Source organism: Pedobacter sp. PACM 27299, assembly GCF_001412655.1.
In the GTDB taxonomy this organism is placed as follows: domain Bacteria; phylum Bacteroidota; class Bacteroidia; order Sphingobacteriales; family Sphingobacteriaceae; genus Pedobacter.
This window is the reverse complement of the sequence record NZ_CP012996.1, coordinates 5,820,299-5,837,573: the sequence shown is the minus strand read 5'-3', so window position 1 is coordinate 5,837,573 and position 17,275 is coordinate 5,820,299. Positions and strand designations below refer to the sequence as shown.

The following is a 17,275-nucleotide window of genomic DNA, read 5'->3' as shown; positions in this document are numbered from 1 at the left end:
ATAAATTATGTCAGGACATAAGGAATCAATATTAAGAGAGCCATTAATCACCGGCAATGATATCACGTATGCAAAGATTACGAATGATATCTTAATGCCAGTTGAGAACAAGCCTAACAAGGCATGGTGGATAGGATTTATACTCGCACTATGTGGTGCCACACTATGGTTGGTATCCGTTGGATATACCTTCTGGTTTGGTATCGGTGCATGGGGATTAAATAAAACAGTTGGATGGGCATGGGACATCACCGGATTCGTTTGGTGGGTAGGTATCGGTCACGCAGGAACACTGATCTCTGCGGTACTGCTACTCTTCCGACAGAACTGGAGGAACTCTATTAACCGTTCTGCAGAGGCGATGACCATCTTCGCCGTAATCTGCGCCGCGACGTATGTAGTATCCCACATGGGTAGACCATGGTTGGCTTACTGGGTACTTCCATTACCGAATCAATTCGGATCGCTATGGGTAAACTTTAATTCTCCATTAGTTTGGGATATGTTTGCCATCTCTACTTACTTCTCCGTATCACTTTTATTCTGGTACACAGGTTTATTGCCTGATATCGCGACTATCCGTGACCGTGCAGTAGGAACAAGACGTAAAATCTATTCTATCCTTTCTTTCGGATGGTCGGGTAACGTAAAAACATGGCAGCGTTTTGAGGCAGTATGTATCATCTTAGCAGGTATCTCTACGCCACTGGTACTTTCAGTTCACACGATTGTATCTATGGACTTTGCCACCTCGGTAATTCCAGGATGGCATACCACGATCTTCCCTCCATACTTCGTAGCAGGGGCGATCTTCTCAGGATTCGCGATGGTATTAACATTATTACTAGTAGCTCGTAAAGTATTAGGTCTTGAAAACTACATCACCATGTTCCACATTGAATCGATGAATAAGATCATCATTCTAACAGGATCGATCGTAGGTGTAGCTTACATCACTGAGTTCTTCATTGCCTGGTACTCGGGTTCAGAATACGAACAATACGCTTTCATTAACCGTTCAACCGGACCATACTGGTGGGCTTACTGGATGATGATGACGTGTAACGTAATCTCTCCTCAGTTACTATGGTTCAAAAAGATCCGTACTTCGATCGCAGCAACCTGGATTTTATCTATCGTTGTAAACATTGGTATGTGGTTCGAACGTTTCGTAATTATCGTGACTTCATTACACCGTGATTATATCCCTTCAAGTTGGGCGATGTTCTATCCAACCTGGGTAGATGTGGGTGTCTTTGTAGGCTCAATCGGAGTGTTCTTTACCTTGTTCCTTTTATTCTTGAGAGTATTACCTTCTATTGCAATTGCAGAGGTGAAACTGTTACTGAAGAGTGCAAGTGAGCAATCTAAAATGGAACAAATTAAAGAAGGTCATTTGGACAAAGAACACGTAAAAGAATACGTAGAGTCTTTAGAGAAATTTGATAGTGTTAAACAAGAAGAATACGCAAAAATATAACAATGAGTAATATCAAATATATTTTAGGCAGTTTTGGTGATCCTGACGAAATGATGCACGGCATCGACCAGTTACAGGCAAATAACATTAAAATACATGATGTTTATACACCAATGCCTATTCACGGCATCGAAGCTAAATTAGGGATCAAAAGATCCAGGTTGGATATCCTTGCATTCTTTTGCGGGGTAGCCGGAACCATTTCCGCATTCGCATTGATCTACTTAACCTCGGTGGTAGATTGGAAACACAACATTGGTGGTAAACCTGCTTTAGCACTTCCGGATTTTATTCCGATTATGTTTGAGGTAACAGTTTTATTCTGTGCATTCAGTTTAGTGGGCGCTTATTATGCTTCAACGCATTTATTCCCAGGAAGAGCACCTAGAGTAATGGACTTAAGAGCTACAGATGATAGATTTATTATCGCTGTAGATGCAAAAGAAAATACCGACCATAATAAAATTGATGGTTTATTAAAAGATGCAGGTGCTTTAGAAATTAAGCACAATGAAAGGAAGTATATCAGCTATGAATAAGAATAAAGTAGTTTTAGCCTCATTTTGTATTCTTGCAAGTGCTGTTGTATTTTCAGCATGTAAAGATCCGCAGAGTACAGGTTTAGAGTATGCAAGGAACATGTATGATCCGATTGCATATAATCCGGACCAGCCAAACAAAAACTTTAAGAACGGAGCAACGGCACAAACGCCGCCAGCGAATACTACGCCAGTAGGATTCAACAAGTACGACGATTATCCTAATACTAAAGAAGGATATGAAGCTGCTGGTGCTAACCTGAAAAATCCGCTTCCTGAAACAGAACAAAATCTAATCGCAGGTAAACATTACTTTACTGTATTCTGCTCGCCATGTCATGGTGAAAAAGGAGATGGACAAGGTCACCTGGTAAAAATCGATAAGATCAGTGGTATTCCAGCTTACCATGGTGATGCAGCTTCATCACGTGGTGGTTTGATGAAAGACCTTACTGCAGGAAAAATTTATCATACTATTGAGTATGGTTTAAATAACATGGGTTCACATGCCTCTCAACTATCTCCTGATGAAAGATGGAAAGTAGTGATGTATGTTCAACAATTACAAAAAATACAATAGAAAAGCACAAATAAATGGGAACTCACAATTATAATTTAACTGAGCAGTTTGAGTTTACAGGTAAAGCAAAAACCTTAAGTCTGATCGCTATTGTCCTAGGGGTACTAGCTATAGGATATGGCTTTTCGGCAGAGGCGCTTCATGAGCGTACTTTTGCTAACTTGTTACTGATGGCTTATTACTTCGCATGTGTTTGCATGTCAGGTGCATTCTTTCTTGCTGTTCAATTTGTAGCACAGGCTGGTTGGTCTGCTTCTATATTACGTGTACCACAGGCGATGGCTAAAACCTTGCCGATTGCGGTGGTTATTTTAATCGCAGTAATGGCAGCTGGTTTGTACACACACAACTTATATCATCACTGGAATGCTCCAGGTTTAACAGACCCGAACAGTCCTAACTATGATAAATTAATCGATGGTAAATCGGCTTTCCTTAACGTTCCATTCTTTATGGCACGTCAGGTGATCTTCTTAGGTGTCTATTCCTTCTTCGCAGTTTGGTTCGCTAAATTGTCAGTGAATGAAGATTTAAAAGGTGGTTTGGATTCTTACAGAAAAAGTTTTAAATACTCTTGTATTTTCTTAGTAATCTACGGTTTTACTACGCCAATCTTTGCTTTTGATACCATCATGTCTCTTGAGGCACACTGGTTCTCTACCATGTTCGGCTGGTATAACTTCGCAGCAATGTGGGTAAGTAGTTTAGCGACTATGGCCATCATCATCATCCTGTTGAAAAAAGCAGGTTACATGAAATGGGTTAACAATAGCCACCTACACAACTTAGGTCAGTTTATCTTCGGATTCTCTATTTTCTGGACGTATGTATGGTTCGCTCAATTTATGTTGATCTATTATGCAAACATGCCGGAAGAAACTGTTTACTTCTACAAAAGATTTGATCACTACCAATTCTGGTTCTATCTGAACCTGGTATTAAACTTCTTAGCCCCTGTTTTATTATTAATGGACAGAGACAACAAGAGACAGGAAAATATCATGTTAACAGTTTGTATCATTGTATTGTGCGGTCACTGGGTTGATTATTACCAAATGATTATGCCAGGTACGGTTGAAGAACACCATGCTTTTGGTATTATTGAGATTGGAACAGCTGTAGGTTTTGTAGGATTGTTTACCTTTACCGTTTTAAGAGCACTAAGTAAGCAGCCTTTAATCGCAAAGAACCATCCTTTCCTACAGGAAAGTTTGAATCACCACTTGTAATAGGTGATCTTAATAGAGTATATAAAATAATAGTATAATAGAAGTACAGCGTTACTACTTTTAAGGAAATGAGTTTAAGAAAATTTATAAGTAACAAAACAATAGCGGCACTAGCAGTGATTCTTACTGTTTTTGCAAGCACAAGCGCATTTGCACAAGCTGCCGGCGCTGCCGCTGAGACCGTTGCCAAACCTATTGATATGGGTCCGGTTTATAAAACGGTTATATTTTATACCATGGCATTTCTACTACTTTGCTTATTTATAGCAATTATTGGAAAATCATTAAAGGTGTATGAATTGACCCGTGAGGCTCAGGACAAACCAAAAGGAATCAACTGGAATACAGTAAACGGTGTGTTGTTCGCATTGTTCCTGATTGTAGGCCTATATGGTGTTTATTGGGAATATACAGTTCACGGTAAGATGATTCTTCCAGAAGCTGCTTCCGAGCATGGTAAGAAAATTGATCAGATGTTCAACATTACGTTGATCATAACCACAATTGTATTTATCGCTACGCACATCATCCTATTTGTTTTTGCTTATATCTATAGAAGCACTGGAAAAAGGAAAGCTTACTACTATCCACATAACAACGCTTTAGAGCGTATCTGGACGATCGTTCCTGCATTGGTATTGACCGTGCTGGTGTTGATGGGTTTCTTAACCTGGAGATCGATTTTCTACAAAATTGAAGATCCAAACAACAAACCATTAAACATTGAGATTACTTCATCTCAGTTTGCATGGGCGATCCGTTATCCGGGAGCTGATGGTATTGTTGGGGTAAAAAACTACAAGTTGATCAACTCTATTAACGCATTAGGTATTGATTTTAAAGACAAAAACACTTTAGATGATCAGACAGCTGATGAGATGGTGATTCCTGTGAACAAACCAGTTCGTTTAATTTTGACCAGTAAGGACGTATTACACAGTTTCTACATGCCTCACTTCAGAATTCAATTGAATACAGTACCAGGTATGACTTCTTACTTCGAGTTTACACCAACCATCACTACTGAAGAGATGAAAGTGAAAACTAACGATCCTAAATTTGCTTACTTATTCTTATGTGCTAAAATTTGCGGTGAAGGTCACTACAAAATGCAGAAAGAAGTTAGAGTGGTTTCGCAAGCTGAGTATGAGGCATGGGTTAAAAAACAGGGAACTTATTTAACTGACGATTTGAGAAAAGAGTTTAACCTGCCAGTAGCAGCAGCACCAGCTGCAGTTGCACCCGCAGATAGTGTTAAAAAAGACACCGCTGCAGTTAAAACAAATCAATTAGCTTTAAAAAAATAATAATACTGGAATAGCACATTATGTCAACTATATCATTACACGATACACATAACCACGATAGCCATGATGATCATGGGCATCACAAAGAGACCTTCTTAACGAAGTATGTCTTTAGTCAGGATCACAAAATGATCGCTAAGCAGTTCCTGATAACAGGTATTATTATGGCTGTTATTGCGATGGGTTTATCTATCCTGTTTCGTTTGCAACTGGCCTGGCCAGAGAAAAACTTCCCTATCCTGGAAACATTCCTGGGAACTTGGGCAGAAGGCGGACGAATTAAACCGGATTTCTATCTGGCATTGGTAACGATACATGGTACCATCATGGTATTCTTTGTATTGACGGCCGGCCTGAGTGGTACATTTAGTAACTTATTGATTCCTCTTCAGATAGGGGCAAGGGATATGGCATCGCCATTCCTGAACATGTTATCTTACTGGTTCTTCTTTGGAGCCTGTGTGATTATGATGAGTTCATTCTTTATCCAAACTGGTCCAGCTAGTGCGGGATGGACAATCTATCCTCCGCTATCAGCTCTACCAACAGCAATCAAAGGATCTGCATTAGGTATGACTTTATGGTTGATCAGTATGATCATGTTTGTTGCTTCTTCTCTAATGGGTGGTATCAACTATGTGAGTACTGTATTGAACATGCGTACTAAAGGTATGGATCTTTGGAAAATGCCATTGACCATCTGGGCGTTCTTCTTAACAGCGATCTTAGGTGTACTTTCCTTCCCGGTATTAGTGGCAGGTGTGGTCCTTTTAATCTTTGACCGTAGTTTTGGTACCAGTTTCTACCTTTCTGATATTGTAATGGGTACTCAGGTATTACCTAATGAAGGTGGTTCCCCAATCCTTTGGCAACACTTATTCTGGTTCTTAGGTCACCCTGAGGTTTACATCGTAATCATGCCTGCTTTAGGTATCTCTTCAGAGGTAATCTCAGTAAATTCAAGAAAACCAATTTTCGGTTACCATGCGATGATTTATTCATTGATCGGTATCACGGTATTATCATTCATCGTTTGGGGTCACCACATGTTTGTGACGGGTATGAACCCGTTATTAGGTGGGGTATTTATGATCACAACCTTGATTATTGCGGTTCCTTCTGCAGTAAAAACTTTCAACTACCTGGCTACATTATGGAGAGGTAACATCAGATTCACACCAGCAATGTTATTTGCGATTGGTTTGGTATCTTTCTTCATCTCTGGTGGTTTAACCGGTATTTTCTTAGGTAATGCTTCTTTGGACATTAACTTACATGATACTTACTTCGTTGTTGCCCACTTCCACTTGGTAATGGGTTCTGCTGCGATCTTCGGTATGCTTGCAGGTGTGTATCACTGGTATCCTAAAATGTTCGGTAGAATGATGAGCAGTAAATTGGGTTACCTTCACTTCTGGTTAACATTCATCTCTGCTTATTTAGTATTCTTCCCATTACACTTCTTGGGTCTTGATGGTGTACCTCGTCGTTACTATGCATTTACTGAATTTGAGTTCATGCAAAAATGGTTAACAGTGAACGTATTCGTTACCTGGGCAGCTATTATTGGGGCATTGGCACAAGTAGCTTTCTTATGGAACTTCTTCTACTCGATCTTTAAAGGAAAGAAAGCGCCTCAAAATCCTTGGGAAGCGAATACTTTAGAGTGGACTACACCAGTAGAACACCTACATGGTAACTGGCCAGGAGAAATCCCAACAGTATACCGTTGGCCATATGATTATAGCAAACCAGGTTCTGATGTAGATTTCATTCCTCAGACGGTTCCTTTCTCTCAAACCATGTCTTCTAACATGCCTCACGATTTTGAAGGTAATACAGAAGCTGAGCGAATCCAAAGAGAATGGGAAGCTAAAAACCCTGCTGTAGCAGAAAAATAGATATATATCGTATTCTAAATACACAATGGGGTATCTGCAGTAGGTAAATACTTACAACAGATGCCCCATTTTTTTTAATCTAATACCAACCATGGTTCCTAAAGCTGAAAAGAGATTTATCACGCTTAACCTTCTCACCATTGTCGTGACCTTATTGCTCATTCTGGCAGGAGGAATCGTACGAAGTACAGGTTCTGGTATGGGTTGTCCGGATTGGCCAAAATGTTTTGACCAGTACATTCCTCCAACACATGCTTCACAGTTGCCTGCCAATTATAAGGACAAATATGTTGCTGAGCGTGTAGCGAAAAATGAACGCTTCGCAAAAACTTTAGAGAAGATGGGAAAGGCACATCTAGCGGATAGTATCCGTCATGATGAGTCGATTTTACAACCTGAAACTTTTAATGTGGCCAAAACATGGACGGAATATTTGAACCGTTTAATGGGGGCGATCACTGGCTTCTTTTTGGTTGGCCTATTGGTTTATTCCTTTACTTATCGTAAAACAGCCACAAGGATACTGGTATTGAGTATTCTGAATGTGATCATCGTAGGTTTTCAGGCCTGGTTAGGTTCGATCGTAGTTTCTACTAATTTAATGCCCTGGATTGTTACGGTACACATGTTATTGGCCCTGGTGATCCTTGCGATTTTAGTTTACACCTATAATTATGCAAAGCAATTACATGAACAGCAGCTGGTGATCATGTCTAATATTACCTGGTTGAAAATATTAACCTTGGCTTCAGTTGCCCTGAGCACAGTACAAGTCGTATTGGGTACAGAAGTAAGGGAAGCGATCGATGCAATTTCAAAAGCCATGATGTACAATGATCGGGCAAGCTGGGTTGGAAAAGTAGGAGAGGTTTTCTCGTATCACAGAGATGTGGCCATTTTAGTTTTGATCCTCAATGTCGTGATTTATAAAATTGTAAAGGATAAGTTTAATGGTAAAGCTACCGCGTTGTTAGTTGGTAATGGAATTGCCATAGTTTTAATTATCCAGATTGTTACGGGCTTATTATTGTCTAACTTTGCGCTGCCTCCATACGCGCAGGCATTACACATTCTGTTTTCTACTGCATTATTCACTTTACAGTATTACCTGTATTTGCTGGTGTATAGAACAGAGACTTACCATCAATAGTATTAATACTTTATAAATTGAAACAGTTTTTAGCAGATTTTTCTAAGCTTATTAAATTCAGACTAACTTTTCTGGTTGTATTTTCCGCATCAGTTACGTTTTTAATTGGTTCTAAAGTGCCGATCGATGGCCTGAGTCCGGATATCAACTGGACCAACTGGTTGATCCTCATTGTGGGTGGTTTTCTGGTGACCTCTGCTGCCAATTGCTTCAATGAAGTGATTGAAGTGGACCTGGATAAACTAATGACCCGTACTAAAGACCGCCCGATGCCTGCGGGTCACATGACTACAGGACAAGGTTTGGTTTCTGGTTTGGTGATGGGATTGATCGGAACCTGGTTATTAGGTAAACTAAATATCGAGACCGGTTTACTTTCCGTATTTTCTATCTTCTTATATGCCTTTGCTTATACTCCTTTAAAAAGGAAAAGTCCAATTGCGGTATTTGTAGGTGCTATTCCTGGCGCATTACCTCCGCTAATTGGTTATGTCGCAGCACATGGACGAATCGATCAGATTGCAGTGATCTTATTTTTAATTCAATTTGTTTGGCAGTTTCCACATTTCTGGGCCATCGCCTGGGTACTGGATGATGATTATAAGAAAGCAGGATTTAGATTGTTACCTACTACTAAAAGGGACAAGACCAGTGCATTTATCACGTTTTTGAGTACACTAATCCTAATCCCTGTCAGCTTAATGCCTACGTTTTATGGCTTTGGTGGTTATTATATTGCAGGAGTATCTATCCTCGGCGGGCTGGTTTTTGCAGCGCTGGCGTTCAAAATGTGGATGAATCTGGATTTGGTCAGTGCGAGGAAGGTCATGTTTTGTTCTTTCTTTTATCTACCCATCGTTCAGTTGGTTTTATTATTTGATTTTATAGCTTAATAATTTAAATATGGTACATACGTTAAAAGAGCAGGATGTAAAATATGAAGAGGTAGTTAACTCAAAGCCTAAGAAGTTTATTCTTTGGTTGTTTGTAGTGTCTTCCACGATCATGTTTGGGGGCTTTACAAGTTTCTACATCGTATTTGCAGCATCAAAAGGTAAAGGACATGGATTAGTACTTCCAGACGCCTTTATGTACAGTACATTGATTTTAATCGGAAGCAGCATCTGTCTGTTTCTTGCAGCCAAAGCATTGAAGGCCGGAAATATCGGCTCGGAAAAAATTCTTCTTTGGGGAACTATGGCATTAGCATTGGTTTTTGCTTATCTTCAGGTAGACGCATGGAGCACTTTGTATCAAACAGGAGCAACATTAGTGAACAATAACGCAGCGATATCTTTAATTTATATCGTTTCTGGATTTCACTTATTGCACATTTTTGGTGGACTTTGTTTCATATTGAATTGTATCTTCGGTGCTTACGGTGGGATATCACTGCCTAGAGCGAAATACAGAATGGAAATCGCCTCTATATTTTGGCATTTTATAGATATATTATGGATATATCTGTATGTTTTTTTACTTTTGAACAGTTAGATTTGTTAACAAACTATTACAATTTATAAAATGAATTCATTATCACAATTAGATCAGGTAAAAACTACTCCTTGGAGCGGAGGTCGCTCGCCGTGGTCGGTAGAGTACGGTAAATTAATGATGTGGTTTTTCTTGCTATCTGATGCATTCACATTCTCGTCATTATTGATTTATTATGGAGCGCAGCGTTTCACTAAGTTAACCTGGCCAGATCCGGATTTGGTTTTCCAATCGATCCCTGGTATTGTAGATACTGGCGCACCGTTGGTGTTCGTAGGTATCATGACTTTTATTCTGATCATGAGTTCTGTAACCATGGTATTGGCTGTAGAGGCTGGTCACAGACGTTCTAAGAAGGAAGTAGTATGGTGGATGGTTGCTACAATCATTGGTGGTTTCATGTTCTTAGGCTGTCAGGCTTTAGAGTGGACGCACTTATTCCATGAAGGATTTGGATGGGGTAAAATTCCTCCGATGGAAACGCTTCACCACTTGTTTAACGGAGAGGTTTCTACCGTATCTGCTTTACAGTTTTCAAATCTATTCTTCACGATCACAGGATTCCACGGATTTCACGTATTTACTGGAGTATTGATTAATATCATCATCCTGGTTATGACCATCAATGGTACATTCGAAAAACGCGGACATTACCTAATGGTAGAGAAAGTTGGTTTATACTGGCACTTTGTGGATTTGGTATGGGTATTTGTATTTACATTCTTCTATTTAGTTTAATCATTCAATAAAAAATATTATGTCAGATCACGCACATAGCACAGAGCACGGACACGGAGAGCACGAAGGTTTAACCAAGAAAAAAATATGGCAGGTATTTGGTATTCTTTTACTCATCACAGTAATTGAATTCTTTATCGCCCTTTGGGTATTGCCACATGGTTACATGAGCCATGGTGTAGGTAACTTCTTCTACATCGCGCTTACTTTAGTGAAAGCATTTTATATTGTAGCTTACTTCATGCACTTAAAGTATGAGAAGCTGGGACTACAATTAGCATTAACCGTATCGTTTATTTTTATTTTCTATTTTACAACACTAATGCTAATTGAAGGCGGATATCTGCATCTTCATATGCCCCTTGTTTAATGAGTAGTTCACAAATAAAAAAAATATTAATCCTGGTCACCATTTTAGCGGTACCAGGATTTTTGTATTATTTACTACAGGAAAAAGGAAAGAACAGGTATAGACCACTTCCGATCTTTGGTAAAAAAGAAGTCGCCTCCACCTTTCATTCTGTAAAGGGGAAACAGATTCCGGATACGATTTATTACCAGGTTCCAGATTTCAAACTGGTCAATCAAAATGCGGATAGCATCACCTGGAAAAACTACGAAGGAAAGATTTTGGTACTGAATGTCTTCTATTCCAATGAAAATCCTGGGAAAGTAAGTTTTGCCAATAAAGCGATGAAAGCTTTTGAAGCGACTTATGACCATAATAAAACGGTTAATTTTGTTGGATTAACAATTGATCCGGCAAGAGATACACCAGAAGTACTGGCAAAATACGCGCAGACCTTAGGTGCACAGCCAGGAAAATGGGATTTACTAACCGGCGACAGCACCGTAGTTTATAGTCTGGTGAATAAAGGATTGTCTATCGATGCACATCAGGAGATAGAAAACGGAAACCGTAAGTTTATATACAGTAATATGTTCGTCTTGCTGGATCCTCAGCGCCGCATCCGTGGTTATTACCCGGCAAGTAGTCAGGAAGCACTCTCTCAGCTGAACGATGAGATCAAAGTATTGATCACAGAAGAATTAAGAAACAATAACGACGGAAGGTAACCTTTCGAAATACCATTTAAGATGAATAATGATAAGTTTTTTCTAAGACTAATTTGGATAGTGACTGCAGTGGTACTAGCCGTTGTAATTGCTTTGAAACTAGTTCCACCGCCCAGCAATAAACCTGCTTTCATTTATTTGCTGCCTCATATTATCGGTGGAATCAACGCGGTCTGCTCAGTTTTACTGATCATATCCCTAATCTTCATTAAAAAGGGAAACATTCCAGCGCATAAAATCACCAATATCATCACCTTTATCTTGTCGGCGATATTTTTGGTGTTTTATATTCTGTTCCATTTGTATGAAAAGGATACCAAATTTGGTGATCTTGACCATAACGGTATTCTATCTGCCGCAGAACTGGCAGCAGTAGGAAGTACGAGATATGTTTATTTCTTCATCTTAGCCACGCACATTATCCTTGCGGTAGTGGTACTGCCTTTGATTCTGGTTAGTTTTTACAGAGGATTAACGATGCAGGTAGAGCTGCATAGAAAGATTGTTCGCTGGGCATATCCGGTATGGCTATATGTAGCGGTAACAGGAGTGATTGTATACCTGATGATCTCTCCCTATTATAATTTCTAATTTTAGACTTTACACATAAAAAAAGGTGGCTGAATTTAAATTCAGCCACCTTTTTTTATGTGATATTTTTTACAATAGCAATTGCCTTATTCTTAGCGTTCTTTCTCTATATTTGCAGGATGAAAAAGATAGTTTTTATCTTCCTTTTTATGGTCACTATGGTGATCTCTAATGTTCCTGCCGCAAATGCACAATGTGCCATGTGTACGGTAAGTGCAGAGCAAAGTGTGAAAAATGGGAATACACAAGGAAATGGCCTGAATTCAGGAATTCTTTACCTTTTGTCAATTCCCTATTTGTTAATTACTGGAATGGGCATCCTTTGGTATGTGAAGTTCCGTAAGAAAAACACTGAAGAAGTCGCCTAATATCTTAGCCTGCCATTCCCGCTCATCGCCTGTTGCGATTTACTGATCTCTATGAAGAAAACGTCAAAATTGTATGCAGTTGTACATGGTAAATGCCCTCAATGCCGCAGAGGCGATATCTTTACGGGAAGTCTGTATGGATTTAACATCCAGCATACGAATACCAATTGCAGTCATTGTGGTTTCCGATTTGAGATAGAACCCGGCTATTTCTATGCGGCTATGTATGTCAGCTATGCGATGAATTGTGCCGAAATGATCAGTTTAGGTGTGGCTGCTTATATCTTATCTGGTGGTTGGCTGGAATATGAATCTTTCTGGATGTACATTACGGTAATTTTTACGGGATGTCTAATTTTAGCGCCTTTTAATTATCGTTATTCCCGAGTAATGTTATTACATTTCTTATCCCCTAAAATAAAATACAAACCCGCATACGATACACCATGATTAAACCTGAAACATTCGCTTTTATCACCGATGTAGCCCGGAATAACAATCGGGAATGGTTTGCTGAACACAAAGCAAGATATGAAAACGCAAAGGAAGATGTATTGGCCTTTGTAGATCAGCTGATCCCTGTACTGGCAGGAATAGATCCCCATTTTTCCATAGATACCCCGCGAAGAAATGTTTGCTGCGTATTTACAGGGATGTTCGGTTCAGTAAGAATAAAGATCCTTATAAAAATAACTTTGGTATTTCTTTTAATATCAAGGGAACCGGTATTCATGGTCCTGGATATTATCTGCACCTTCAGCCTGGGGAATGTTTTTTAGGTGCAGGTTTTTGGATGCCGGAAGCACCGGTACTGAAAAAGATAAGAGAAGAAATTGATTATAATGCCTCGGAGTTTTTGGACATTGTTCATGCTAAAAGGTTTAAAAGTACGTTTAAGCTGAGTACAGAGGATACTTTGAAAAATGCACCCAAAGGATATGAGCTAGATCACCCGCAGATAGCGTTCTTAAAGCTGAAAAGCTTTGTAGCGGTTTATCCCTTACCGGATGAGGCCTTTCTAAAATCTGGGATTGTGGATCAATTGAAAACAGCTTTTGAAGGCGTATATCCGTTTATATTATTTTTGAGAAATGCCGTAGTGCAATAATTATGATGAAAAGAATTGCTTTGTTTGTATTTGTTGGACTGTTTGCTTCTGCATTCAGTGCCTGTGTAGTTTTATCGCCGAAGAAGTATAAGGCCTTATTGGCAAAACAAGATTCTTTGAGTACTGGTTTAGACCAATCTCAATTGAAAAATGAATACCTGGAAGATTTGATCGCCAGGTTAAAAAAAGATACGACCGGGCTTAGCGCGTCATTAAATGACCTGAGAGGAAAGTATTCCGAAATTGACAATAGTTACGCCAAGTTAAAGGATAATAGCTCTACGGAGATCAATAAGCTGTCGCAGGACCTTAAAAAACGGGAGCAGCGTTTAAAAGAAGTAGAAGAGATTCTGCGTAAACGTGATGAGGCCACAAATCAACTGAAAGAAAAGTTGCAGGAAGCCTTATTGGGCTTTACAAAAAGTGGCCTGACAGTAGAGATTAAGAACGGAAAAGTGTATGTGTCTCTAATGGATAAGTTATTGTTTCCTTCCGGCAGTATCATCATTGATGAGAAGGGAAAGCAAGCCCTAACGCAGTTAGCAGCCGTATTGAAAGAGCAGCCGGAGATTAACATTGCGGTAGAAGGTCATACGGATACGCAGAAGATCAGCAATCTTGGCCAGATTAAAGACAACTGGGATTTGAGTGTACTCAGATCTACTTCCGTAGTACGATACCTGACTGAGGTCGCTAAAGTGGAAGGGGTAAGAATGACGGCTACTGGAAAAGGAGAATTTCAGCCATTGACGGTCAACAGCACTCCAGATGGAAGAAGTAAAAACAGAAGGATAGAAATTGTACTTTCTCCAAAATTGGATGAATTGTACAACCTGATTAAACAATAATATAAATTTTATTAAACAGAAAGGCCGTTATGATGATCATCATAACGGCCTTTCTGTTTAAATATCCTGCTATTGAAAGCTAGTTTTAAAACGGGCTGCTGAAATCTTTGAATCCAGGCAACACCAAATCCTTATCTGAAAGTAAAAGATCTTCCAGTGGAATGTCTTTGCTCCAGTTGATGTTTAAGTCGGCATCATTCCAGATGACCCCTATTTCAGATTCCTTATCGTAGTAATTACTTACTTTATAAGTGAAAATTGTTTGATCTTCCAGCGTCAAGAAGCCATGTAAAAAGCCCGGTGGTACCCAAAGTTGTCTATGGTTCTCTCCACTTAGCTCTATGGTAAAGTGCTGACCATAAGTAGCAGAATCTTTTCTGATGTCTACTGCGACGTCCAATACCTTCCCTTGGATCACTCTAACCAGCTTTCCTTGTGCGAAAGGAGCTTTTTGAGCATGTAATCCACGTAAAGTACCTTTCTGAGAGAAAGATTGATTGTCCTGAACAAAGTTGACGTTAATACCAGCTTCTGAAAGGGTTTTTGCATTGAAACTTTCATAGAAATAGCCACGGTTATCTTTCCAGACTTTAGGCTCTATGATCAGCAGATCAGCAATAGGGGTTTCTAAAATATTCATATGATGATTAATCGATGATTTCCATTACGGTTTGAAAAGCAACAAGTTGGTTTTCGAAGTTTGCGGTCACTTCTGCCTGCAGCGCAGGGGCAAAGTTTTCCTGATAATCCTGGTAGGCACTCATGTCTTCTATCGCATATTGCGCGCAATAAGTAACGCCTTCATTTGGAGAGTCTACTACTTTAAGCAAACGATAGGAAGCAAATTTTCCAGTGGCCATTACACTTGGAATGTGTGATTCCTGCATCCATTGCAACCAGCGATCTGCGGCTGCATCTTCAATTATTGAGGTAACATTGTATACTAACATCTTGCAAAGATAGGAACTATGTACCAATAATATCTCCGCGAAGTTTCCTAAAACGCTTGCGTGCCTCGGTCGTGTACATACTGCCTGGGTAATCGTTGATCAGCTTCTGGTATACGGCTTTAGCTTGCTCCTGATCTTTCAAGTTGTTTTCATAAAGATTGCCAAGCATAAACAGGGCGTCATCAGCCCAAATACTGGTGCTATGTTTCTCGCTGAGTGTTTTTAGCGTGGCGATCGCATTGCTGATGTCGTTGTTCTTGATCCATATTTTTGATTTAGCCATCAGGATATCGTCTGCTAAGCTATTGTTTGGAAAGGCAATATCAATGCTGTCTAATTTTACAATCGCTTGTGCGGAAAGATTGCTAAACTGTAGCATCTCTGCATCGGCATACATCTTTAAAGCACTGCTGTCTGTTGGTGATTGCAAATTATCGGAAATCAGCAGACTGAGGTTGAGGGCGTCATTTGCAATCAGCTGTGAGGTGGATGCTTTAAGAATGTCTGCTTGTGATTTCGCATAGGCGAAATTACCCTGGTAGAAGGATAATCTGGCGGAGCGGTACCTTGCTTCATTGCCAATAGCCTGGTTTTCGAATTGTTTGGCTACCTGTTCATAGATTAGAATAGCTTCCCAAGGTTGTTTGGTTAGAATGTAAAGGTCTCCAAGATCTAGTTTTAACTGTCCGAGGTCTGAGGGCGATAAACCTGCAATTTTAATGGCTTCTTCTAAAGCTTTTTCCGCAGTATCCAGCTGATTCAGATAATAAGCCTGAAGGTTTACCCATTTTTTCAGGGCGAAAATAGTTTGCGGCGTTTTACCGTATTCATCAATAATAGCCTGATAAGCTGCTGCCAGTTCTGTAATGGAGTTCTTCTCATATTTTCCTGCCATCAGGAGCTCATATCTGGTATTGATCAGTTCCACTTTTGCAGGGAGGTAATATTCATTTTCTTTTCCTTTCGATACCAGGTATTCATAAGCTTTAATGGCTACTGAATAGGCCTGATTGCTAAGGAAAGTGTTTGCAGCCTGGTACAGGATTCCGCCGTCATCTTTGATGCGCTTATCCTGGGCAATCAGCTGCCTTAAGGCCATGTCGTATTCCTGCTGCTGCAGGTATTGCCAGATTAATAATTTAGTGTAGATTTCTGTCTGCGGTTCTTTCTGTATTTTCCTTAACAATGCAGTTTGTAAAAGTTGATAGTCATTGTTATCCTCGAATATAGTGGAGAACACACTTTCTGCCTGGGGTAGGAGCTGAGGCATTTCCGGCAGGGCATCAAGGTATTCCTGAATGAGCATTTGTTTGTCTTTTTTATAGCGATATATGCTCAGCAGTTCAAAAGTGAAGGGTTTATTGCTTTTTAACAGTTTCCTTCCTTGCAGGAAAGCAGTGATGGCAAGGTCATAAGCCTGGAAATTATAAAACTGGGTGGCAATTTCCCGGATCTTGAATTCATCGGGCGGGAGGTTGCTGAGCGCTTCCATATATTGCTTATTCGCTTCCTGGCTTTGTCCTTTCTCTTGAAGCAATCGCCCCATTGCAATGCTGTATGCCAGATTTTTTGGGTTTTGCTTCAGTGCTTTTTTGACTAATTTCTCCGCCTCATCAAATTTTTTGATCTTCAACAGGCTGCTAAAATAGAGCTCAAAATAGGTTTCATTGTTGTTTTTGTGGTACAGCTTTTCGAAGAGCACAGCAGCCTCCTGAAATTGCCCTTGCTGGTAGTATTGATAAGCCATGGCATCGTCCATGTGGTCCTGTGCCATACAAAAGATCTGGAACAGTAAAAAGGTAAAGACTAAAAAGAGTTTCTTCATTTGGCTTAACAAAACATGAACCTAAAATAACGATTTAAAGACGAATGTAGCGTGTCTTGTGACAAGATTAATACCTCGGGGTATTTTAAA

20 protein-coding genes and 1 pseudogene are annotated in these 17,275 nt (G+C 39.7%); 18 read left to right on the top strand and 3 right to left on the bottom strand.

Annotation, left to right across the window (positions count from 1 at the left end; genetic code table 11):
• The first annotated feature begins 7 nt into the window (after positions 1-7).
• The 18 genes and pseudogenes from nrfD (at position 8) to AQ505_RS24530 (ending at position 14,410) form a co-directional block, all read left to right on the top strand.
• Complete coding sequence (gene nrfD, locus AQ505_RS24610; RefSeq protein ID WP_062550602.1) at positions 8-1,480, top strand: NrfD/PsrC family molybdoenzyme membrane anchor subunit; 1,473 nt, start codon at positions 8-10, stop codon at positions 1,478-1,480.
• 2 nt (positions 1,481-1,482) lie between these two features.
• Positions 1,483-2,019 (top strand): DUF3341 domain-containing protein, encoded by a 537-nt coding sequence (locus AQ505_RS24605; RefSeq protein WP_062550601.1) that lies wholly within the window; start codon positions 1,483-1,485, stop codon positions 2,017-2,019.
• Entirely contained in the window at positions 2,012-2,599 is a 588-nt protein-coding gene (locus AQ505_RS24600; RefSeq protein ID WP_231634981.1) for a c-type cytochrome, read from the top strand. Before AQ505_RS24605 ends, AQ505_RS24600 begins: the two co-directional genes overlap by 8 nt.
• A gap of 14 nt (positions 2,600-2,613) precedes the next feature.
• A complete protein-coding gene (locus AQ505_RS24595) occupies positions 2,614-3,828 on the top strand; it encodes a hypothetical protein (protein ID WP_062550599.1) in 1,215 nt (404 codons plus the stop codon).
• A 68-nt stretch (positions 3,829-3,896) separates the two neighbouring features.
• Positions 3,897-5,135: a cytochrome c oxidase subunit II gene (locus AQ505_RS24590; RefSeq protein WP_062550598.1), complete on the top strand. Its 1,239-nt coding sequence runs from the start codon at positions 3,897-3,899 to the stop codon at positions 5,133-5,135.
• Between the two features lie 20 nt (positions 5,136-5,155).
• Positions 5,156-7,036: a cytochrome c oxidase subunit I gene (locus AQ505_RS24585; protein ID WP_197286264.1), complete on the top strand. Its 1,881-nt coding sequence runs from the start codon at positions 5,156-5,158 to the stop codon at positions 7,034-7,036.
• Positions 7,037-7,127: 91 nt separating this feature from the next.
• A complete protein-coding gene (locus AQ505_RS24580; protein ID WP_062550596.1) occupies positions 7,128-8,186 on the top strand; it encodes a COX15/CtaA family protein in 1,059 nt (352 codons plus the stop codon).
• Between the two features lie 17 nt (positions 8,187-8,203).
• On the top strand, positions 8,204-9,079 hold the full coding sequence (cyoE, locus tag AQ505_RS24575; RefSeq protein WP_062550595.1) for a heme o synthase: 876 nt from the start codon (positions 8,204-8,206) through the stop codon (positions 9,077-9,079).
• 10 nt (positions 9,080-9,089) lie between these two features.
• A complete protein-coding gene (locus AQ505_RS24570) occupies positions 9,090-9,680 on the top strand; it encodes a cytochrome c oxidase subunit 3 (protein ID WP_062550594.1) in 591 nt (196 codons plus the stop codon).
• A 30-nt stretch (positions 9,681-9,710) separates the two neighbouring features.
• The gene (locus AQ505_RS24565) at positions 9,711-10,418 is read left to right on the top strand and encodes a cytochrome c oxidase subunit 3 (RefSeq protein ID WP_062550593.1); all 708 of its coding nucleotides are present in this window, start codon (positions 9,711-9,713) and stop codon (positions 10,416-10,418) included.
• Positions 10,419-10,437: 19 nt separating this feature from the next.
• Entirely contained in the window at positions 10,438-10,788 is a 351-nt protein-coding gene (locus AQ505_RS24560) for a cytochrome C oxidase subunit IV family protein (protein WP_062550592.1), read from the top strand.
• Positions 10,788-11,495 carry an SCO family protein gene (locus AQ505_RS24555; protein ID WP_062550591.1) on the top strand — a complete coding sequence of 236 codons (708 nt, stop codon included), beginning with the start codon at positions 10,788-10,790 and terminating at the stop codon, positions 11,493-11,495. The genes AQ505_RS24560 and AQ505_RS24555 overlap by 1 nt, the downstream gene beginning before the upstream one ends.
• 21 nt (positions 11,496-11,516) lie before the next feature.
• On the top strand, positions 11,517-12,086 hold the full coding sequence (locus tag AQ505_RS24550; protein ID WP_062550590.1) for a DUF420 domain-containing protein: 570 nt from the start codon (positions 11,517-11,519) through the stop codon (positions 12,084-12,086).
• Between the two features lie 119 nt (positions 12,087-12,205).
• The gene (locus tag AQ505_RS24545; protein WP_062550589.1) at positions 12,206-12,454 is read left to right on the top strand and encodes a hypothetical protein; all 249 of its coding nucleotides are present in this window, start codon (positions 12,206-12,208) and stop codon (positions 12,452-12,454) included.
• A gap of 51 nt (positions 12,455-12,505) precedes the next feature.
• A complete protein-coding gene (locus AQ505_RS24540; protein WP_062550588.1) occupies positions 12,506-12,904 on the top strand; it encodes a hypothetical protein in 399 nt (132 codons plus the stop codon).
• Positions 12,901-13,023 (top strand): annotated as a pseudogene (locus AQ505_RS27030) (DUF2461 family protein); the annotation flags it as partial. The gene AQ505_RS24540 and the pseudogene AQ505_RS27030, both read left to right, overlap by 4 nt.
• Positions 13,024-13,088: 65 nt before the next feature.
• Positions 13,089-13,562: a DUF2461 domain-containing protein gene (locus AQ505_RS24535; protein WP_231634980.1), complete on the top strand. Its 474-nt coding sequence runs from the start codon at positions 13,089-13,091 to the stop codon at positions 13,560-13,562.
• Positions 13,563-13,567: 5 nt separating this feature from the next.
• Positions 13,568-14,410 (top strand): OmpA/MotB family protein, encoded by an 843-nt coding sequence (locus tag AQ505_RS24530; protein ID WP_062551202.1) that lies wholly within the window; start codon positions 13,568-13,570, stop codon positions 14,408-14,410.
• Positions 14,411-14,495: 85 nt separating this feature from the next.
• Here the strand turns inward: AQ505_RS24530 and rfbC are convergent, their stop codons facing one another.
• From rfbC to AQ505_RS24515, 3 genes are read right to left on the bottom strand one after another with little or no spacing between them, the layout of a single operon-like run.
• Positions 14,496-15,050: a dTDP-4-dehydrorhamnose 3,5-epimerase gene (gene rfbC, locus AQ505_RS24525; RefSeq protein ID WP_062550587.1), complete on the bottom strand. Its 555-nt coding sequence runs from the start codon at positions 15,048-15,050 to the stop codon at positions 14,496-14,498.
• A gap of 7 nt (positions 15,051-15,057) precedes the next feature.
• Complete coding sequence (locus AQ505_RS24520; protein ID WP_062550586.1) at positions 15,058-15,360, bottom strand: DUF4286 family protein; 303 nt, start codon at positions 15,358-15,360, stop codon at positions 15,058-15,060.
• Between the two features lie 16 nt (positions 15,361-15,376).
• Positions 15,377-17,185, bottom strand: coding sequence for a tetratricopeptide repeat protein (locus tag AQ505_RS24515; protein WP_231634979.1), 1,809 nt, complete (start codon positions 17,183-17,185; stop codon positions 15,377-15,379).
• Positions 17,186-17,275: the final 90 nt, after the last annotated feature.